The sequence below is a fragment of the Paenarthrobacter sp. NCHU4564 genome, from assembly GCF_052156435.1.
Taxonomy (GTDB): Bacteria; Actinomycetota; Actinomycetes; order Actinomycetales; family Micrococcaceae; genus Arthrobacter.
Map to the genome: position 1 here is coordinate 1 of NZ_JBQLIS010000016.1, position 20,735 is coordinate 20,735.

Below are 20,735 nucleotides of genomic sequence, written 5' to 3' on the forward strand. Positions count from 1 at the left end.
GCACCCCCCGGGACTCGAACCCGGAACCCATTGATTAAGAGTCAATTGCTCTGCCAGTTGAGCTAGAGGTGCAGCTGTTGATTGGTAATCCCCGGGCAGTTTCTGCCTCAGCGATCTCCGCAACGACAAGTAACTCTACACGAGAACGCCGGATGTGTGAAATCGGCTGGAAGGCGTTAGCGGGACGGCCGCAATACCAGCGCAGAATCGGGATTTCTGTTGTTGCTCAGCACCCACAGAGCACCCCCCGGCGAGGCAGCGACGTCCCTGAGCCGGCCGTACTCACCCGTGAACCAAGCCACCGGGGCGCCGGCTGTCTCCCCATCAAGCGGCACAGCCCAGAGGCGTTGACCACGCAGGGCGCCGGTGTAGGCGACTCCGTCCACGATTTCCAGTCCGCTGGGCGATGCTTCCGAGGTGGACGGCCAGACGACCTTGGCGTCCAGGAAGCCGCTGCGGCCCGGGGCGCCGGTAACAGCAGGCCAGCCATAATTGCCGCCGGGAATGATGAGGTTGAGCTCGTCATCAACGTCAGGACCGAATTCACTGGCCCAGAGGCGGCCCTCACTGTCCCAGGCCAGGCCTTGCACGTTCCGGTGCCCGTAGCTGTAGACGGGGTTGTCGCCGAACGGGTTGCCCGGAGCGGCCTTTCCTTCCGCGGTCAGCCGGAGGATCTTGCCGCCCAGGGCGTTCGTGTCCTGGGGTTGTTCCCGGCGCTGTGAGTCGCCCGTTCCCACGTACAGATAACCATCGGGACCGAACCGGATCCGTCCGCCGTTATGGGTGGAAGCTTTGGACATGCCGGAGAAAATGACGTCGGGAGTGCCCAGTGCCAGGTTCCCGGAGGCATCTTCTGTCAGTTTCATCCGGGCTATCCGGTTATCGCTCGCAGCCGTGAAATACGCGTAGAGCCAGCGGTCGCTGGCAAAGGTAGGGGACAGGGCCAGTCCCAGCAGGCCCCCTTCGCCGCCAGGGTCGACGCCGGGAACCTCGCCGACCGTGGTGGTGCGGCCGTCCCGGATGCTCTTGACCAGCGCCGAGTCGCGCTCGGAGACTACCGCCGTGGCGTCCGGCAGGAAGACGACGGACCATGGCAGCTGCAGGCCGGCGTCGAGCTTTTGCTCCACCACCAAGGCGGGCGGTGTGGCAGCGGCTGGCGGTGCTGAGGTCCTGCCCGCCGTCGGGGCGGTTGCGCCGGGCGACCCGGATCCGGGCGTGGCTCCGGAGCCCGGGGTCGCGGCGGTGCCCGGCTGGGAGGGGGTGCCTGTGCATCCGGCGATCAGCAGCATCCCCGCCGCCAGTGCACCGGCGGACCGTGCACGCAGAGCTTTAGCCCTGCCGCGGTGATGTTTGACGCCGGTCACGCTGGTCCCTCCGGTTCCCTTGCCGCAGTCTCCTCAATAACGGGTGCGGCGCGGTGGCCGGAAGCCGGCAGCCTCGGCATGGGCCGGCGATTCGAACCACACATCAGCTCCGGCCTCTGCGTACCCGGTTGAATCTTCGTCGTAGTAGGTCATGGAAGCGGCTTCTGCCTTGACGCGGTATCCCTCCGGGCCTGAACCGTCCTGGGCCGGCGCGGCCGAACCGACACCATAGGGGTGGTCCGCGGCGAGATGCCCTGATGCTGCGGCGGTGTCGGGCGCCACCGTACCTTCTTCTTCTGCGGCGGCCGTTTCTGCGCCCGGAAGGGTAGGGGCGTGTGGATCGGTGTATTCGTGGTGGTGGACGGGGGTTCCCTGGGCGTCAGTCCACGACGATTCCCACTCCGCCCGGTCGGCAGAGGTGTTTGCGGACGCGTCTGCAGGGGAGTCCTCCCAGTCATCCACGTCGCCGCCCGTGGCGGCCCCGGCGGGGGAAGCTGGGTCGGCGGCCGGTGAATCGACAGCGGCCGTATCCACCACGGGCCCGTCCAACGCAGGTTCGGCCACTTCAGGCTTGTCGAGCACTGGCTCCTGGATGGCCGGCGAATCAGCAGGTGGATGTACTCCGGTGGGTTCTTCATCGACGGGGCCGCTGCCCTCCGAAGCTGCCTTGCCCAGGTTGGTAACGCCTGCCAGTCCTGCCACGCCTGCGGCTGCGGCAGCTGTCTCGGGGACGGAACGCGTATTGGCCGGTTCCGTAGCGGCCGGCGAAGTGGCACCGGGCCGGCCCGGTGCGCCCGCGGGGGCTTCTCCCGAGGACGCCGGTACCTGGTTTTTGCCGGTGTTGCGGCTCATCAGCCACCAGACGACGGCTACCACGACAACAATGACGATGACCCAGATCAACCAATCCATGGTGTAGCCCTTCTGCTCACAGGGTGCAGTTAGTGGTGCTCCCGACGTTACGTCGCCGGAATTGGGCTGTCCAGCATCCCGCCGCCGGAGAGGCGGGATGGCTGTGCGCCGGGATTCCTTCAGTTCGCGGCGCATCCAGGGGCCGCTCCGGCAGCGCCTGAAATATTCGCACGTTTCCCACTTAATCCGGGTTTCCCGTCGCCGGGGGAGGGCCGGACACATAGACTTTGGCTCATGAGTGACGCCACCCCTACTCCCACAGCCACCAAGCCGGACATCAAGCCCCGGAGCCGGGCAGTCACGGACGGTATCCATGCCGCGCCCGCCCGCGGCATGTTCCGTGCCGTCGGAATGGGTGACGACGACTTCGCCAAGCCCCAAATTGGTGTGGCGAGCTCCTGGAACGAGATCACGCCCTGCAACCTTTCCCTCAACCGACTCGCCCAGGGCGCCAAGGAAGGCGTCCATGCAGGCGGCGGGTTCCCGATGCAGTTCGGGACGATCTCCGTATCGGACGGCATCTCCATGGGCCACGAGGGCATGCACTTCTCGCTGGTTTCCCGCGAGGTCATCGCCGACTCGGTGGAAACCGTCATGCAGGCGGAGCGTATTGACGGCTCGGTTCTCCTGGCAGGGTGTGACAAATCCCTGCCAGGGATGCTCATGGCGGCCGCGCGGCTGGACCTTGCCAGCGTCTTCCTTTATGCCGGGTCGATCATGCCCGGCTGGGTCAAGCTTGAGGACGGTTCGGAGAAGGAAGTCACCCTGATCGATGCCTTCGAAGCCGTGGGGGCCTGCGCAGCGGGGAAAATGAGCCGCGAAGACCTGGATCGGATTGAGAAAGCCATTTGCCCGGGCGAAGGTGCGTGCGGCGGCATGTACACGGCGAACACCATGGCCTGCATCGGAGAGGCGCTGGGCATGTCGCTGCCGGGGTCCGCGGCGCCTCCTTCGGCAGACCGCCGTCGTGATGAATTTGCCCGCAAGTCGGGCGAGGCTGTCGTCAACCTGCTGCGCCTGGGAATCACCGCGCGCGACATCATGACCAAGAAGGCCTTTGAAAACGCCATCGCCGTCACCATGGCGTTCGGCGGTTCCACCAATGCGGTCCTGCACCTGCTGGCGATCGCCCGCGAGGCCCAGGTGGAGCTGTCGTTGGATGACTTCAACAGGATCGGCGACAAGATCCCGCACCTGGGCGACCTCAAGCCTTTTGGGCGCTATGTCATGACTGACGTGGACAGGATCGGTGGCGTGCCGGTCATCATGAAGGCACTGCTCGACGCCGGTCTGCTGCACGGCGACTGCCTCACCGTCACGGGCAAGACGCTCGCGGAGAACCTCGCCTCCATCAATCCGCCGGACCTGGACGGGAAGATCCTGCGCGCCCTGGACAACCCCATCCACAAGACCGGTGGCATCACCATCCTCCACGGCTCCATGGCTCCTGAAGGGGCCGTCGTGAAGACCGCCGGCTTCGACGCCGACATTTTCGAGGGCACCGCGCGTGTCTTCGAGCGGGAACAGGGTGCCCTGAATGCCTTGGACCATGGCGAAATCCACAAGGGCGACGTCGTGGTGATCCGCTATGAAGGCCCCAAGGGTGGTCCCGGCATGCGTGAAATGCTTGCAATTACCGGTGCCATCAAGGGGGCTGGTTTGGGCAAGGATGTCCTGCTGCTCACGGACGGCCGCTTCTCCGGCGGCACCACCGGTTTGTGCATCGGGCACGTTGCGCCGGAAGCCGTCGACGGCGGTCCGATCGCCTTCGTGCGGGACGGCGACCGGATCCGGGTGGATATCGCGGCCCGTTCCTTCGACCTGCTCGTCGATGCCGCGGAGCTCGAAGCCCGCAGGGCCGGCTGGGAACCCTTGCCGGCGAAGTTCACCAAGGGTGTCCTGGCGAAGTACGCCAAGCTCGTCCACAGCGCCTCCACCGGCGCGTACTGCGGCTGAATACCTGGCCTGGGCTCCGCCTTCTCCACGGGGCGGAGTCCGGCACTTGGACACCGTTGTCCAAATAGTGGGATACGATGGTGCTCGATTGACACGTATCTCACTTAGAGGGAACACTGAACGCATGATCTCATTCGTTACCGTCGGCGTCGTCGTCCTTACCAAGCGCGTGGCATAGCCCGACTGGTAACGAACTGTCACGCGCAAACCCCTCGAAGAGCCGCAAGGCTGAGGGGTTTTTTTATTTGCAAGACCCATTCAACAGAAGATCCACAAGGAAGAGTCCGATGAGCAAAGGATCGCCGATCAGCCCCTCGCTGATGGCTGCAAAGTCCGCTGGAGCCACTAAAGCTCCGGAAAAGTTCGACCGTTCGGCCGAGGCCGTCGTCGTCGACGCTGCTGCACCTCTCTCTCCTGTCCTTGGGCCGAACAACGTTGTACCCCCAACGGTGATGACCGGCTCGCAAGCAATTGTCCGTTCGCTCGAAGAACTCGGCGTGGACGATATTTTCGGTTTGCCCGGTGGCGCGATCCTGCCCACCTACGACCCCTTGATGGCCTCCCGGATGAATCACATCCTGGTCCGTCACGAACAGGGAGCCGGCCACGCCGCGCAAGGCTACGCCATGGTTACCGGACGGGTTGGCGTTTGCATCGCCACCTCGGGCCCCGGTGCCACCAACCTCGTTACCGCCATCATGGATGCCCACATGGACTCCGTGCCGATGGTGGCCATCACCGGCCAGGTCTCCAGTGGCGTCATTGGTACGGACGCCTTCCAGGAAGCCGACATCGTGGGCATCACCATGCCCATCACCAAGCATTCGTTCCTGGTGACGGACCCCAACGACATCCCGCATGTCATGGCCGAGGCCTTCCATCTGGCCTCCACCGGCCGTCCGGGCCCCGTCCTCGTGGACATTGCCAAGGATGCCCAGGTGGGCCAGATGACCTTCTCCTGGCCCCCCAAGGTGGACCTGCCCGGCTACCGGCCTGTGGTCCGCGGCCACAACAAGCAGGTCCGCGAGGCGGCCAAGCTCATTGCCGCCGCCAGCAAGCCGGTCCTGTACGTGGGCGGCGGCGTCGTCAAGGGCCACGCCTCCGCTGAACTCATGGAGTTGGCCCAAGCCACCGGTGCGCCCGTGGTCACCACGCTGATGGCCCGCGGTTCATTCCCCGATTCCCACCCGCAGCATGTGGGCATGCCGGGCATGCACGGAGCGGTATCCGCTGTGACGGCGCTCCAGCAGGCCGACCTCCTCATCACCCTCGGTGCGAGGTTCGATGACCGGGTCACGGGCGTGCTGAAGACCTTCGCCCCCTTTGCCAAGGTCATCCACGCGGACATCGACCCCGCCGAAATCTCGAAGAACCGTACGGCCGATGTGCCGATCGTGGGCTCGGTCAAGGAAATCATTCCGGAACTGACTGAGGCCGTGAAGGCACAGTTCGAGCAGACCGGCACCCCGGACCTCGACACGTGGTGGGCGTTCCTGAACAACCTGCGGGACACCTATCCGCTCGGCTGGACCGAACCGGAAGATGGCCTGAGCGCCCCGCAGCGGGTCATCAAGCGCATTGGTGAGCTGACCGGCCCCGAAGGCGTCTACGTCGCGGGCGTGGGGCAGCACCAGATGTGGGCTGCCCAGTTCATCAACTACGAGCGTCCGCACGCCTGGCTGAACTCCGGGGGAGCGGGCACCATGGGCTACTCGGTCCCTGCCGCCATGGGTGCCAAAGTGGGTGAACCCGACCGCGTGGTCTGGGCCATTGACGGTGACGGCTGTTTCCAGATGACCAACCAGGAACTGGCAACCTGTGCCATCAACAACATCCCGATCAAGGTCGCGATCATCAATAACTCCTCGCTGGGAATGGTCCGCCAGTGGCAGACCCTCTTCTATGAGGGCCGATACTCGAACACCGACCTCAACACCGGGCACGACACCATCCGCATCCCGGACTTCGTCAAGCTGGCAGAGGCCTACGGCTGCGCCGCCCTGCGTTGCGAGCGGGACGAGGACATCGACGCCACCATCCGGAAGGCCCTTGAAATCAACGACCGCCCCGTGGTGGTCGACTTCGTGGTGAGCCCCAACTCGATGGTGTGGCCGATGGTCCCCGCCGGCGTCAGCAATGACCAGATCCAGGTTGCCCGCAACATGACCCCGGAATGGGAAGAAGAGGACTAAACCATGAGCCGCCACACATTGTCCGTCCTGGTTGAAGACAAGCCGGGTGTGTTGACGCGCGTTGCCAGTCTCTTCGCCCGCCGCGCCTTCAATATCAACTCCCTGGCAGTGGGACCCACCGAAGTTCCAGGCATGTCCCGCATGACGGTTGTCGTCGATGCCGACGGCGACCTCATCGAACAGGTCACCAAGCAGCTCAACAAACTGGTCAACGTGATCAAGATTGTGGAACTGACTTCCGAATCTTCCGTACAACGCGACCACATCCTGGTCAAGGTACGTGCGGATGCCGCAACACGTCTGCAGGTCACCCAGGCTGCAGATCTGTTCCGTGCCGCTGTCGTCGACGTCTCTACAGACTCGTTGGTGATCGAGGCCACCGGTACCCCGGAGAAGCTCGCAGCATTGCTTTCAGTGCTGGAGCCCTTCGGCATCCGCGAAATTGTGCAGTCCGGCACCTTGGCCGTTGGACGGGGATCCCGCTCCATGAGTGACAGGGCGCTTCGCTCCGCCTAGCGGACCGTCGTGTCCCGAACCGCAGCACCACATCAATATCCAGAAAACACTCAAGAGGAGTTACGCAAGTGACTGAAATGTTCTACGACGACGACGCCGACCTGTCGATCATCCAGGGTCGCAAGGTTGCCATCGTCGGCTATGGCTCGCAGGGCCACGCCCACGCGCTCAACCTGCGCGATTCCGGCGTCGAGGTTGTCATTGCGCTCAAGGACGGTTCCAAGTCCGCACCCAAGGCACAGGATGCCGGCTTTACCGTCAAGAACGTTGCCGACGCCGCCGAGTGGGCCGATGTCATCATGATCCTCGCGCCGGACCAGCACCAGCGCTCGATCTACAACGACTCCATCAAGGACAAGCTGACTGAAGGCAAGGCCCTCGCCTTCGCCCACGGCTTCAACATCCGCTTCGGATACATCGAGGCTCCGGCCGGCGTCGACGTGATCCTGGTTGCCCCGAAGGCTCCGGGCCACACCGTGCGCCGCGAATTCGAAGCCGGTCGTGGCATCCCGGACATCATCGCCGTCGAGCAGGACGCTTCCGGTTCCGCCTGGGACCTCGCCAAGTCCTACGCGAAGGCCATCGGCGGCACCCGCGCCGGCGTCATCAAGACCACCTTCACCGAAGAGACCGAAACCGACCTGTTCGGCGAGCAGTCCGTCCTCTGCGGTGGCGTTTCCCAGCTGGTCCAGTACGGCTTCGAAACCCTGACCGAAGCCGGCTACCAGCCGCAGATCGCCTACTTCGAGGTGCTCCACGAGCTCAAGCTCATTGTCGACCTCATGTGGGAGGGTGGCATCGCCAAGCAGCGTTGGAGCGTCTCCGACACCGCTGAGTACGGCGACTACGTCTCCGGCCCGCGCGTCATCACCCCCGAGGTGAAGGAAAACATGAAGGCCGTCCTGGCCGACATCCAGTCCGGTGCGTTTGCCAAGCGTTTCATCGACGACCAGGACAACGGTGCCGTCGAGTTCAAGGAACTGCGCGCCAAGGCAGAGCAGCACCCGATCGAAGGCGTTGGCCGCGAGCTGCGTTCCCTCTTCTCCTGGCAGCAGCAGGACGAGGACTACGTTGAAGGCTCGGCTGCACGCTGATCCGTTCACCAGCAATGCCCGTCCGGCGTTCCACAGCCGGACGGGCATTGCTGTTTTCACGGTGGTCCGTCTCCCAGCGGAGGACTGTGAACTTCTTCACAACACAGCCTGCCCAGGCCGTAACATCACCCCCCGGCAGCGGATTCACAGCCCCGATTCGATATTCTGGGCTGGTCCCGGCGTCGTGCCCGGGCCACGCATCCGCTCCTTGTCCAGTACTGTTCCCAAGTTGTCCAAAGTAAGGTGCCACCCCGTGTCAGCCACCAAACCCGTCGTCCTCCTTGCCGAGGAACTTTCGCCCGCCACCATCGAGGCATTGGGCCCGGATTTCGAGATCCGCCAGACCGACGGCGCCGACCGCTCCCAGTTGCTGTCCGCCATTGCCGACGTCGACGCTATCCTGGTCCGTTCGGCCACCCAGGTTGATGCCGAAGCCATCGCCGCCGCGAAGAACCTCAAGGTCATCGCCCGTGCAGGCGTGGGGCTGGACAACGTGGACATCAAGTCCGCCACCCAGGCCGGCGTCATGGTGGTCAACGCGCCCACCTCCAATATCGTCTCCGCGGCCGAACTCACGGTGGGCCACATCCTGAGTCTTGCGCGCCACATTCCCCAGGCCAGCAGCGCCCTCAAGAACGGCGAATGGAAGCGCTCCAAGTACACCGGCATCGAGCTGTTCGAAAAGAAGATCGGCATTATCGGACTTGGCCGCATCGGCGCGCTCGTGGCTGCCCGCCTGCAGGGTTTCGACACGGAAATCCTGGCCTACGATCCCTACATCACGGCTGCCCGCGCTGCCCAGCTTGGCGTCAAGCTCGTCACCCTTGATGAACTTTTGGAAAACTCCGACTTCATCACCATCCACATGCCCAAGACGCCTGAGACCGTCGGCATGCTGGGCGCAGACGCCTTCCGCAAGATGAAGGAAACGGCCTACGTGATCAACGTTGCCCGTGGCGGTCTGGTGGACGAGGAAGCACTTTACATTGCCCTCAAGGAAGGCCAGATTGCCGGTGCCGGCGTCGATGTCTTCGTCAAGGAGCCCAGCACGGACCTGCCCTTCTTCGAGCTGGACAACGTCGTGGTCACCCCGCACCTGGGTGCATCCACGGACGAGGCCCAGGAAAAGGCCGGCGTATCGGTAGCCAAGTCCGTCCGGCTGGCCCTGGCCGGGGAACTCGTTCCGGATGCAGTCAACGTCGCCGGCGGCGTGATCGCACCGGACATCCGTCCAGGCATCCCGCTGATCGAAAAGCTTGGACGCATCTTCACCGCACTGACCCACGCCTCCCTGACCCAGATCGACGTCGAGGTCGCCGGCGAAATCGCTGCCCTGGATGTCAAGGTCCTCGAGCTGGCCGCCCTGAAGGGCGTCTTCGCGGACGTCGTAACGGAGCAGGTTTCCTACGTCAACGCTCCGGTGATTGCGGAGCAGCGCGGCATCAACACCCGCCTGATCACCACCCCGGATGCCGAGGACTACCGCAACGTCCTGACCATCCGCGGTGCCCTCAGCGATGGCTCCCAGATCTCCGTGGCGGGCACCCTGACCGGTCCCAAGCAGGTGGAGAAGCTGGTGGGCGTCAACGGCTACGACGTTGAAATCCCCATCAGCGAGCACCTCGTCGTGGTGGCCTACGCCGACCGTCCGGGTGTCATCGGAACCATCGGCCACATCCTTGGCATGAACAACATCAACATCGGTGGCATGCAGGTGGCGCGCCAGACCGAAGGTGGGCAGGTTCTGGCCCTCCTGACCATCGACAGCTCCGTTCCCCAGCAGGTTCTGGAAGCCATTAAGGCCGGTATTGGGGCAGAAATGGTCCGCGAAGTGGACCTCGAAGACTAAGCCTGCTTACTACCGCCAGGTTGACGTGCCGGGGACACACCCCTGACACGTAAGGGTGGCCGGTCTGCTTACAATGGCTGGGTCCGGGATTCGGACCCGGCAGCAGGCCGGCCACTACTTTTTGCACACCAGGCCCGGGATACCTTTGTGTTTTTCGAGGAATCACGGACTACGTGTGCGCGCCCGCAATCAAGGTCACAGGGAGCCCAATGAACGCCGTCCAAAGGTTCATCAGAAGCCGTGTGCTGCTGCTGACCGCGGCCATTCTGATCGTCGCGATGTGCTTGTCCGTCCTCGTCCAGAGCCAGTCGCAGGCAGCACTGAACAGGACCGTGGACGAGAACTCGCGGGGTCTGTACGACATCCTGGTCCAGGCCAAGCCGGACCAATCCAAGGACGGCGACGGTGGTTCCCTCATCCAGCCGGAGATCGCCAATGGCCAGGGCGGCATCAGCTTCGAACAACTTGATGCCATCCGTGAAATGGGCCAGACCGCGGTGGCGGCGCCCATCAGCCTCGTCTCCCGCGTCTCACAAAACCTTGAAGCGCCCCGGCTCAACGCCATGGACTACCTCGGCTACAACGCGGCCCTCGCCGGTGCCGTCACGGCGGGCGATCCGTCCGCCCTGGACTCCAGCAAGTGGCCTGCTGCCGAGTCCGTGTTGTCCGATACCGCGAAGAAGTACCGCCTGACCGCCTCGGCCACCAGCTCTGACGGCGTCAACGAACAGACTCTGTTCAAGACCAGCGCCGAAGGCAGCCTTGGCAAGGGCAGGCTGGTCCAGGAGAAGACTGCCGGTGGCTCCAACGTCCGCATCGCTGGTCCGGAAGGCGAGACGGGCATCAAGTTCCCGGCCCCCGCACTGGGCTCGGAGCACAACCTCTTCAATCTTTCGGTTGCCCTTCCTCTGGCGCCCGAGGTGACCGAGTCCGTCGTCGCCGTCGACCCTGCCGCCGAGCGCGCCCTGCTGGGGTCCGCAGGCGACTTCCTGTCACCGCTGGAGAAGGCCCCTCCGGCCGACGCCCGCAATGCCGGAGCCATCGGCCGCCACTTCGAAAGCCTCTTCACCACAGGCCTTAGCATGGAGCAGTTGGAAGAGGGCCCGGATTTCCTGGGCGTGAAACTGAAGTACTGGGCTCCGCTGATGACGCAGTACCAGCAGGCCAAGCGTGATGGCCTGCTGACAGACGACTCCCAGGCCATCCCGCTGATCGTCCGCACCGGGACCTCGCTGGACCTTAAATACTCGGTCAAGATCGAGGAAATCGACGACTCAGGCAAGGTGGTCAACGAGGTCGGCACCGTGACCAAGTCCCTGGACAAGGATTACCTGCCCTTCGTATCCAAGGCGCCCTTCGACCTTGAATGGCCCGGTTCCAAGGACCACAGCGAACTTCTGGGCAGCACGGCCTCCTTCAGCCAGGGCCTGTACAACCCGGCAACGTGGAGCACCGACTTTGCCGCGGCCCCCACGTACCAGGATGGCGACGAGGCTTCCAACGGTGCCTCCGACAAGACGGCCACCCCTGGAGAATGGGTAACCGTCAACCGCCTCCCGGAGAAATCGTCCTTCGGCGCGGCCGTGGACCAGACCCAGCGCAAGCCGGTGGACGAGCGTTCCTACCGCGAGGACCTGGAAACCGGCAAAAAGCCGGCTGCTCCCATGCCCATGGTGTACGGCACGTTCGATCCCGCCGCCGTGCAGGAAGCTGCGGGCGACGTCAACAAGCTGCCCTTGGGCGGCTACGATCCCGCTCCCATGACCCTCATCAAGGACGCCGAAAGCAAGGACGTCACGGAAACCGGCCTCAAGCCCTCGCTGAGCGCTACGGGCCTGGTCAGCCAGTCCGCCGGAGCCATCACCGACTACTACGGTCTGGCGGCAGCCCGCGGATACGATTCCAACGCCAACGTCATCGATGCCGTGCGGGTTCGTGCCACGGCAACCGGCAACTGGAAGCAAGCCCAGCCCGAGGTCGAGAAGCTCGCTGCCCAGATCCGCGACATGGGCCTGGAAGCCACTGTCGTGGCAGGTTCCGCCCGTGAAGACGCCAACATCTTCGTCCCCGGTTACAGCAAGGACGACGCCGGCAAGGAATCTGCGCTGGGCACCGTCCAGCAGTCGTGGGTGCGGCAGGACGCCGCCGATGCCGTCTCCGGCTCCCTGACGGGCACCAACATCACACTGCTCTTCCTGACGCTGCTCGGTGCCACGCTCCTCACTGCCGCGTCAACGGTCAGCTACATCCGCCAACGGCGGAGCGAGGCCGGGATCCTCCGGGCCATGGGCTGGACCCAGAAGCGCATCAGGACCTGGGTGCTGGAAGAGTTCGCCGTGGGCGCTGCTGCCCTCGCGGCTGCAGGCATCATCCTGAGCCTGCTCAGCTGGAACCTCGCCACGGTGATCGTCTCGGTGACCATGCTGCTGATCTACAGCGGTGCAGCCTTGCTTGCCTCCCAGCAGTTGCGGCACCGCGTGGTGGTGGACCAGGAACCGCAGCATGACGACCGTCTGGTGACCGTAGATTCGCCGTTGACCTTTGCCAACAGGCAGCTCACCACCAACCGCTTCAACTCTGTGTCACTGGCCGTCGCTGTGGGTGTCTTCGGCGCGGCCGTCGGTGCGCTCATCGCGCTGCTGATTGATATTCCCCGTGCCGCCGGCGCCAGTGCCCTCAGCGGTCTGGCTGCTGCGAGCATCGCGCTGCCCAGCGTGATCCTTGCTGTGTTCGGTGTGGTGGTGGGCCTGCTGCTGACCCTGGTGACCGGCCGCTTCGAGCTTCACGCAAAGCGCGAGTACCTTGGCACGCTGCGTGCCATGGGATGGAATCCGGACATGCTGGGGCAGGTCCGGTTCTTCGAAAACGCACTGGTGGGCACGGTGGCCCTTCCCCTGGGCGTTCTGGGCGCCCTGGGGCTGGGCCTGCTCCTTGCTCCATATGCGGCGCTGTGGGCTGGCCTGGCTGGCCTGCTCGCCGTGATCTGCTGGATTCCGATTGCAACGAAAGTAGTCAAATGACGGACAATCACAACCCCGAACTGGCGGCGACCCCGGAATCCACGGAAGAGTCGCTGCAGACCAGGGCCAACACGATCGTGAAGGCCGCCGACCACGCAACGCCTCTGGAGCTGAGCCGCGTCACCATCCACTACGGCGGGGACAAGGGCGGCGCAGAGGAAGTTGACGTCGTCGACGACTTCAACCTGACGCTCCACGCAGGCGAAATGCACTGCATCGCCGGTCGAAGCGGTTCCGGCAAGACGAGTATCCTGACCGTCAGCGCGGGCCTGACCCTGCCGACGTCGGGCAAGGTGTTTTGGGAAGGCCAGTCCCTGGAGGCCATGGGCGATGACGAAATTGCCGACCGCCGCCGGGCGCTGATCGGCTACGTGGATCAGGGCGGGGCCCTCATCGACGGCATGAGCGCACTGGAAAACGTGCTGCTCCCGGCGGTTCCCGACGGCGAAGTCGAGCAGCGCACCGAGATGGCCAAGGACCTCCTGGACCTGGTGGGCCTGGGTCGTCGCATGCGGCACCGTCCCGCCCAGTTGTCCGGTGGTGAGCGCCAGCGCGTGGCCATCGCCCGTGCCCTCATCCTGGGCACGCGTGTCCTGGTTGTTGACGAGCCAACGGCCAGCCTCGACCGGGCAGCGGCCAACCGCATCATCGGTATCCTGAAGGACACCACCAGCGACGGCATCGCCGTGTTGGTGGCGTCCCACGACCACGAGTTGGTCCGCTTGAGCGATACGCTCACCGAACTGAACTAGTCCAGGCAGGCATATGTCGCCGGGTGCGCCGGCACCAGCCGGACCGGCCGTCATATGCGGCCGGTCCGGCCATTCCATTCGAAAAAAAGGTAACTTCTTAGAGTGACGTCTGCAGAGAAACCCCCGTTTTACATCACCACGGCCATCAGCTACCCCAACGGTGTGCCCCACATCGGCCACGCCTACGAGGTCATCGCCACTGATGCCATGGCGCGTTTCAAGCGCCTGGACGGCCATGAAGTGTTCTTCATGACCGGAACGGACGAGCACGGACTCAAGATGCAGCAGTCGGCTGAAAAGGAAGGCCTGACCGCCAAGGAGTTGGCCGATCGGAACTCCGCCGCGTTCAAGCAGATGAGCAAGGACCTGGGGATCTCCCACGACCGCTTCATCCGCACCACGGACCCCGACCACTACACCGCGTCTCAGGCCATCTGGAAGAAGATGGAAGCCAACGGGGACATCTACCTGTCCAAGTACGAGGGCTGGTACTCGGTGCGCGACGAGGCCTACTACGTCGAGGACGACACCGTGGTCAAGGAGGACGGCCTTCGCTACTCCAAGGAGACGGATACCTTGGTCACCTGGACGGCGGAGGAGAGCTACTTCTTCCGGCTGTCCGCCTACCAGGAGCGGTTGCTCGCCCTGTACGAAGAGCAGCCCGATTTCGGTGCGCCGCAGTCGCGCTTCAACGAAGTCATCAGCTTCGTCAAGCGTGGCCTTGAAGACCTGTCCATCAGCCGGACCACTTTCGACTGGGGCGTTCCGGTCCCGGGCGATGAAAAGCATGTCATGTATGTCTGGGTGGACGCCCTGACCAACTACCTGACCGGCGCCGGATACCCGGACATCGAATCGGAGTCCTTCAGGAAGTTCTGGCCTGCCGACGTTCACGTTATTGGCAAGGACATCTCCCGCTTCCATGCCATCTACTGGCCGGCGTTCCTCATGAGTGCCGGGCTGGACTTGCCCAAGCGCGTGATGATCCACGGCTTCCTGACCAACAACGGCGTGAAGATGTCCAAGTCCCTGGGCAACGTAGTGGCACCGCAGGACTTCGTGAACCAGTATGGCCTGGACCAGTGCCGGTTCTTCTTCCTGCGCGAAGTGCCCTTCGGCGCCGACGGCAGCTACAACCACGAGGCCATCGTGGGCCGCATGAACTCCGACCTCGCCAACAACTTCGGCAACCTGGCCCAGCGTTCGCTGTCCATGGTGGCCAAGAACTGCGAGGGCAAGGTCCCCGTCCCCGGCGAATTCACGTCCGAGGACAAAGCGTTGCTGGCAAAGGCGGGAGAACTGCTGGAAACAGCCCGAGGGGCTTTCGACAAGCAGGAGTTCAGCCGCGCGTTGGAGGCCATTTGGTCCGTGCTCGGGGATACCAACGCCTACTTCGCCGAGCAAGCACCATGGGTCCTGCGCAAGACCGACGTCGAACGAATGAACACGGTTCTCTACGTCACCCTCGAAGTGGTGCGCATTGTGGCGATCCTTGCCCAACCCGTCATGCCGTCGTCGTCCGCGAAGCTCCTTGAGGTGCTCGGCCAGCCTGAGGGCGAAGCCCGGCAGTTCTCCGCGATCGCCACCCCCATCGTGGCCAGGACGCAACTGCCCGCCCCGGCACCGGTCTTCCCCCGCTACGAGGAACCGGCCGAAGCCTAGCCAACGCTCTCTCACCTATTACCCCTTTCACACCAACGCTCTCTCACTTCCCGCCCGTCAGGCTGACGGAAGTGAGAGAGCGTTTGGCGTTGGGGCCGTTTTGGTGAGAGAGCGTCAGGCGGTAGCGAGGCCCTCAACCGGTGACAAGCGGGCTGCCCGCCGCGCGGGAAGCACCGATGCCAGGAGGCCGGCTACCACTGCCACTCCGAAGACGGCCGCCAGTTGCAGCCACGGCACTGACGGGACGACGTCGGCCACCCCGCCCAGCGTTGACTGGGCGCCCAGCCAGCCGTACACGATGCCCAGGGCTGCGCCCAGCACGGCGGCTACGCCGGCCACGAGCACGGCCTCGAGGGCCAGCATCCCCCTCAACTGTCCCTTGGTCAGGCCGAGGGCGCGGAGCAGGGAGTTCTCCCGCGTCCGCTCCAGGACCGATAGGGAGAGGGTATTGGCCACACCGATCAGGGCGATAACCACGGCCACGCCCAGCAACCCGGTGACCACCAGCAGCAGGACATCGATGATGCTGTTGAACGTTGCGCGTTCAATCGCGGCACCACTGACGCTCCGCTCGGGGACTCCCAAGGCTGCGGCGATGTCCTTCTGGATGGCCAGGACCTGGTCGGCGCCTACCGTGTCGGGCACTTTCACCCACACCATCCCGGCAGTACCCGGAAGGGGCGCGGACTTGATCGTGGAACTGTCCACGAAAGCAGGGACATGCCGGGTCCGGAGCACGGTGGCGTCCAAAGCGACAGGCCCCGCCCCGGTTGACACCGTGGCGGTGCCTGCGGGCGAGTCCTCCGGAAGGTAAATGACGCCCGGACGCAGTTGCTGCAAGGTGATGTCCCGCATGACGGAAGCGGCATCGGCGGCGTCAAGGGCATGGACGGGAGAGTCAGCCAGGGTTCCGACGGCGGGCAACAGGACTGCTTTTTCCACGCCCTCCAGGGCAGAGATGCGGGCAAGGGCCTGGTCCGTATCCAACGGCCCGGTCGTGCCGTCCACGGCGGTCTGTGCAGCCAAATCCACGGGGTAGTTCTCCGCCAGCGTCGAATTGAACGCCTGCCGTGCCGTGGCCGCACCGGTCATCATCAGCGACACGAGGGTCACTCCGATCAGCAGGGCAGCAGCCGTGGCCGATGTCCGGGCCGGGTTCCTGATGGCGTTGAGTGCGGCGAGCCGTCCAGGAACACCTGCCGGCGATGCCAGCCGTCCGGCGAGGGCAACCACGGGAGGAATGAAGAGCGATGCGCAGAGCAGGATGCCGATGAACGACGCCGCTCCGCCGAGCAGGGCCACGGGCAGCGCAACATTCATGCTTCCCCATGCCAGCAGCGACGCACCGCCGGCTGCGCTGAGCAACCCCAGTGCCAACCGGAGCCGTCCGCGCCGGTTGCTCACCGAAGCTTCGTCCGCAGGCCTCAGGGCTGCCAGGGGTGCGACGGCGGTTGCGGCCTTGGCCGGAACCAGTGCTGCCAGGATGGTCAACACGGTTCCTGCGGCGAGCCCCGCGATGACGGCCGAGGGCGGTACGGCCAGTGTCGCGAAGGACTGCTCCGGCTGCGTTCGTGCCCAGGCGATCAGGCCGGACATCAGGCCCACAGCAGCCGCCACTCCCAGCACCGAGGACAGGAAGCCGACCACCAGGGCCTCAAGTATCACGGAGTTCCGGATCTGCGACCGGCCCGCACCGAGGCACCTCAGCAAGGCCAGTTCCCTGGTCCGTTGGGCAATAAGTACCGAGAAGGTATTCGCGACCACCAGCGTGGATACCAGGATGGCCACCCCGGCAAAGGCCAGCAGGACCAGAGTCAATTGGTCCTGCCCCGCGCTCAGCATGGCGACGGTCGATGTGACCTTTTCCTGGGCCGTTTCCACGGTGGTGTCCCCGGCTCCTGCGGCTTTCATCCGATGTGTGATGTAGTCCTTGGCGGCCGCCGTGTCTTCCCCGGGCTTAATGGTGAACTGCAGCCCCGAGTAGCCGGTACCGGCGTCCTGCACTGCGTTCAGGACAGGTGCGGAGGCTACAAGCTGGGCAGCGGAGGAGGAAAACGGGTCGTTCGTCGGCTGGATCAAGCCGGAAACGGTCACTTTGGCGTTCTTGACCGGTCCTGGGCCGTGCAGCTCGAGGGTGCTGCCGGTCTCGAGGCCCAGATGCCGGGCTGTCTTGGAGTCGATAACGACGTCGAAGGGGCCGGACGGCATGGACCCGGAGGTCAGGACGGCTGGTTCCAACGCGGGCGGCGCGGCAGTCCGCACCTTGCCGTACTGTTCGCCGTCGCCGGCCTGGAAGGTCACGTAGGCCGAACGTTCGGCGTAGGTTTCCTCCACGGCAGGGGAGGACGCGGCAGCATCAACGGCGGCCTGTGTGAAGGGAACGCCTTCAGCGGACGTGGCCACGAGGTCTGCCTTCCGGTAGGCCTCGCCGATGCTGGCGCCAAGGGAAGCGGTAGTGCTTGCCCCCACCATGAGGGTGGCAGCGAGGAACATGACGGACAGCATCACCGCCAGGCCGATGGCGATGAACCGCCGGAAGTGAGTCGTCACTTGGGACATGGCAACACGAAGCACGGCTCATGCCCCCAGTTTGCCGAGGGCTGCCAGGACCGAGTCGGCTGATGGCTGGTGGATCTCGCCCACCAGTCCGCCGTCGCTCATCAGCACCACCCGGTCTGCGTAACTGGCGGCCACGGGGTCGTGCGTGACCATGATGATGGTCTGGCCCATCTCAATGCTGCTGCGGCGCAGCAGCGACAGGACCTCGCCGCCGGACTTGGAATCCAGGTTTCCCGTGGGCTCGTCACCGAACACGACGTCCGGACGCGTCAGCAGCGCCCTGGCCACGGCGACCCTCTGCTGCTGGCCTCCAGAGAGTTCGTGCGGCCGGTGCTTTAACCTGTCCCTCAAGCCCAGGGTACTGACAACGGTATCCAGCCACCCGGCGTCGGCTGTTGTGCCCGCCAGCGCCAGCGGCAGGGTGATGTTCTGCTCGGCGGTGAGCGTGGGCACCAGGTTGAAGGCCTGGAACACAAACCCGATCCGTTCCCGACGAAGGGCTGTCAGTTGGCGGTCGTCGAGTCCGGTGATGTCGGTTCCACCCAGGACGATGCGGCCCGAGTCTGCGGTGTCCAGCCCGGCCAGGCAATGCATCAGGGTGGACTTGCCGGAGCCCGAAGGGCCCATGATGGCGGTGAACTTTCCGGCCTCGAAGCTCACCGAGACCTCGTTGAGGGCCATGACCCGGGTGGCGCTGCGGCCATAGCTTTTGGTCAACGCGAAAGCTTCGACGGCGGGCCGTGCGGTGGGCTGGGCGGCAGCGGGTCCGCGGTCCGGACCGGACGGGTGGGGTATGGACGTGAAAGTTGTCATGGTTTCACGCTATTTTCCGGACCCGCCCTGCCGGATCGGGCAGAAGTACCATCCTTCCGGCGGTCCACTCATACCCAGGTCTGAGGGCTACGTTCCCGGCGACACGACTCCGGTCTCATAGGCAATGACCACAACCTGCACGCGGTCGCGGGCGCCCAGCTTGGCCAGGATGTGCCCCACGTGGGTCTTGACGGTGGCCTCGGAGAGGAAGAGCCCGGCGGCAATCTCCGGATTGGACCGGCCTTGTGCGATGAGCTTGAACACTTCGTGCTCGCGGGCGGTGAGGCTTTCCACGGCGGCAGCGTGCTTGCTTCGTTCCGGTGTTTGCGCCTGCAGCAAGGGGGCGACGTGGTCCAGTAGCCGGCGGGTCGTGGACGGCGCGATGACAGCATCCCCGCGGTAAACCGTACGGATGGCATCAAGGAGTTCCTCCGGGGGAGCATCCTTGAGGAGGAATCCGCTGGCCCCCGCCTGGATGGCCGCGAGGGCATATTCGTCAAGGTCGAAGGTGGTGAGCACCACGATCTTTACGTCGGCACGCCGGGAACCTGCAGGCTGGGCGGCGGCCTGCTCCAGCAGGCGTCGGGTGGCTTCGATGCCGTCCATGCCCGGCATCCTCACATCCATCAGTACGACGTCGGCAGCAGTAGCATTCAAAGCCTGCACGGCTTCGATTCCGTTGCCGGCCTCGGCAACAACCTCCAGGTCCGGCTGCGAGTTGATCAGCATGCCGAAACCCGAGCGGACCAGGTGCTGGTCGTCAACGAGTGCCACCCTGATGGGCGGGAGAACATCCGGCATGGGGTCAAGCCTCCGAGTAGGGAATGAATGCGGACACACGGAAACCGCCGCCCTGTTCCGGGCCTGCGGTCAAGGAACCATCGTAAAGGGAGATCCGCTCGCCCATGCCACGCAGTCCGTTGCCGCCCCCGGGGGGCGGCGGATCAGCAGCGGCTCCGCGGCCGTCGTCGAGGATGTCCAGTTGCAGGCCGCGGCCCTGCCACGCGAGCGAGACCTTTGCGGTCGCCGTCGGACCGGCGTGCTTCATGACGTTGGTGAGGGCTTCCTGGATGATCCGGTAGGCGGTCAGTTCAGCACCGGCCGGAAGGTTGCGGCGGGGGAGGCCGCTCTGTTCGAAGGTGACCTGGAGGGTGGCCGCGCGGAAGCCCAGGAGGAGTTCGTCCAGGTCGGCCAGCCGCGGCTGCGGCCTGGTGGGGGAGTCGTCGTCGGAGCGCAGTACCCCCAAAAGGCGGCGCATCTCGGCCAGGGAGTCCCGTCCTGTGGCAGCGATGGTCGCCAAGGCTTCGGTGGCGAGTTCGGGCTTCGCCGCGGCAGCATAACGTGCGCCGTCGGCCTGGGTGATGATCACGGACAGGGAATGGGCCACGATATCGTGCATTTCACGGGCGATGTGGGAGCGTTCATCGGCGGCAGCCAACTGGCGTTCCTGCTGCTGCTCGACTTCCATCCGCCGCGTCCTGTCCTCGAGGGCCTGCAGTTGCAGCCGCCGGACCCGGGTGAGGTCGCCCAGCGTCCAACTGACCAGTACCAGCATCCAGATCAGTACGGTGTAGAGGGCACCGATGGTGAGACCCATGATGCCGGACTCGGCCGAACCGGAGTATTCCCGCGTGGTAAGCATGACGCCACCCAGCAGTCCCAGCAGCAGGACAGTGCGGCTGGCCCATGCGGGACCATAGGCGGCTGTCGCATAGATGATGAGCGGGACGGCGATTTGGCCGGCTACCGGTTCTGCGCCCACCGCCCATTGGACGAGGCACACAAGGACCACGACGCCGGCCGCCACCACCGGGCGGGTGCGTCGCCAGGCGAGCGGCAACAGGAGGCCGCAGGAGAAGAGGAACAGGAGGGGGCGGTCGGCCAGCAGGTAGACAGGGCCAAACAACAGAAGCAGGAGGATGGTGGCCGTCAGGTCCACCGTAAAGCGGTTTAAGCGGAACCATTCATATAACGCGTGCCTTCTGTCCACCCCACGACTCTATGTGCCGGGACCGCTCCGGGCATCATGCCAGGGTCTGAGGTTCA

General features: G+C 64.7%; 14 protein-coding genes and 1 tRNA gene. 8 read left to right on the forward strand and 7 right to left on the reverse strand.

Annotated elements, in window-relative coordinates:
* The 3 genes from ACSVIE_RS15420 to ACSVIE_RS15430 form a co-directional block, all read right to left on the reverse strand.
* Nucleotides 1-72, reverse strand: a tRNA-Lys gene (locus tag ACSVIE_RS15420).
* A gap of 104 nt (nt 73-176) precedes the next feature.
* The gene (locus ACSVIE_RS15425) at nt 177-1,289 is read right to left on the reverse strand and encodes a PQQ-dependent sugar dehydrogenase (protein ID WP_442424455.1); all 1,113 of its coding nucleotides are present in this window, start codon (nt 1,287-1,289) and stop codon (nt 177-179) included.
* 108 nt (nt 1,290-1,397) lie between these two features.
* Nucleotides 1,398-2,276: a sunset domain-containing protein gene (locus ACSVIE_RS15430; protein ID WP_442424418.1), complete on the reverse strand. Its 879-nt coding sequence runs from the start codon at nt 2,274-2,276 to the stop codon at nt 1,398-1,400.
* Nucleotides 2,277-2,510: 234 nt separating this feature from the next.
* On the opposite strand from ACSVIE_RS15430, the gene ilvD reads away from it, so the two are divergent.
* From ilvD to metG, 8 genes are all read left to right on the forward strand, one after another.
* Nucleotides 2,511-4,232, forward strand: coding sequence for a dihydroxy-acid dehydratase (ilvD, locus tag ACSVIE_RS15435; RefSeq protein WP_442424419.1), 1,722 nt, complete (start codon nt 2,511-2,513; stop codon nt 4,230-4,232).
* 287 nt (nt 4,233-4,519) lie between these two features.
* The gene (locus ACSVIE_RS15440; RefSeq protein WP_442424420.1) at nt 4,520-6,424 is read left to right on the forward strand and encodes an acetolactate synthase large subunit; all 1,905 of its coding nucleotides are present in this window, start codon (nt 4,520-4,522) and stop codon (nt 6,422-6,424) included.
* A gap of 3 nt (nt 6,425-6,427) precedes the next feature.
* Nucleotides 6,428-6,940 (forward strand): acetolactate synthase small subunit, encoded by a 513-nt coding sequence (gene ilvN, locus ACSVIE_RS15445; protein WP_011775174.1) that lies wholly within the window; start codon nt 6,428-6,430, stop codon nt 6,938-6,940.
* 68 nt (nt 6,941-7,008) lie between these two features.
* Nucleotides 7,009-8,034 carry a ketol-acid reductoisomerase gene (gene ilvC, locus ACSVIE_RS15450; protein ID WP_426003105.1) on the forward strand — a complete coding sequence of 342 codons (1,026 nt, stop codon included), beginning with the start codon at nt 7,009-7,011 and terminating at the stop codon, nt 8,032-8,034.
* 253 nt (nt 8,035-8,287) lie between these two features.
* Nucleotides 8,288-9,883, forward strand: coding sequence for a phosphoglycerate dehydrogenase (gene serA / locus ACSVIE_RS15455; RefSeq protein ID WP_426003103.1), 1,596 nt, complete (start codon nt 8,288-8,290; stop codon nt 9,881-9,883).
* A gap of 209 nt (nt 9,884-10,092) precedes the next feature.
* The gene (locus ACSVIE_RS15460; protein ID WP_442424421.1) at nt 10,093-12,903 is read left to right on the forward strand and encodes an FtsX-like permease family protein; all 2,811 of its coding nucleotides are present in this window, start codon (nt 10,093-10,095) and stop codon (nt 12,901-12,903) included.
* Nucleotides 12,900-13,655, forward strand: coding sequence for an ABC transporter ATP-binding protein (locus tag ACSVIE_RS15465; RefSeq protein WP_426003100.1), 756 nt, complete (start codon nt 12,900-12,902; stop codon nt 13,653-13,655). The genes ACSVIE_RS15460 and ACSVIE_RS15465 overlap by 4 nt, the downstream gene beginning before the upstream one ends.
* Nucleotides 13,656-13,757: 102 nt before the next feature.
* Nucleotides 13,758-15,317 carry a methionine--tRNA ligase gene (metG, locus tag ACSVIE_RS15470; protein WP_442424422.1) on the forward strand — a complete coding sequence of 520 codons (1,560 nt, stop codon included), beginning with the start codon at nt 13,758-13,760 and terminating at the stop codon, nt 15,315-15,317.
* Between the two features lie 114 nt (nt 15,318-15,431).
* Here the strand turns inward: metG and ACSVIE_RS15475 are convergent, their stop codons facing one another.
* The 4 genes from ACSVIE_RS15475 to ACSVIE_RS15490 form a co-directional block, all read right to left on the reverse strand.
* Complete coding sequence (locus ACSVIE_RS15475) at nt 15,432-17,891, reverse strand: ABC transporter permease (protein ID WP_442424423.1); 2,460 nt, start codon at nt 17,889-17,891, stop codon at nt 15,432-15,434.
* Between the two features lie 3 nt (nt 17,892-17,894).
* A complete protein-coding gene (locus tag ACSVIE_RS15480) occupies nt 17,895-18,689 on the reverse strand; it encodes an ABC transporter ATP-binding protein (RefSeq protein ID WP_442424424.1) in 795 nt (264 codons plus the stop codon).
* Nucleotides 18,690-18,776: 87 nt separating this feature from the next.
* Complete coding sequence (locus ACSVIE_RS15485) at nt 18,777-19,490, reverse strand: response regulator (RefSeq protein ID WP_442424425.1); 714 nt, start codon at nt 19,488-19,490, stop codon at nt 18,777-18,779.
* 4 nt (nt 19,491-19,494) lie between these two features.
* A complete protein-coding gene (locus ACSVIE_RS15490) occupies nt 19,495-20,679 on the reverse strand; it encodes a sensor histidine kinase (RefSeq protein WP_426003091.1) in 1,185 nt (394 codons plus the stop codon).
* Nucleotides 20,680-20,735 lie beyond the last annotated feature (56 nt).